The following is a 212-nucleotide window of genomic DNA, read 5'->3' as shown; positions in this document are numbered from 1 at the left end:
GTAGTTCCTGCCTGTTTTGCTGGATCTGTATCGCCTACATAATCATCATTGGTTAAAACATTCGTAGTAACTGGTGTTCCTGAAGCTACTGTTGCTGTATCATCGGCAACTGTAGTCGTTGTTAGATTTGGATCCGTAGTATCTGGATTTCCATCGCCATCATCATCTAAATCACAAACTGTTGCTATTCCATCTGAATCAATATCTGGACC

1 protein-coding gene is annotated in these 212 nt (G+C 41.0%); it reads right to left on the bottom strand.

What is annotated here, in order from left to right; translation table 11 throughout:
* Nucleotides 1-212: hypothetical protein (locus Q1A46_RS20880; protein ID WP_299683603.1), on the bottom strand; the 212-nt coding region annotated here is incomplete at both ends.

The organism is uncultured Tenacibaculum sp. (assembly GCF_947502995.1).
Lineage (GTDB): Bacteria > Bacteroidota > Bacteroidia > Flavobacteriales > Flavobacteriaceae > Polaribacter.
This window is presented reverse-complemented; position numbering and strand designations above follow the sequence as displayed.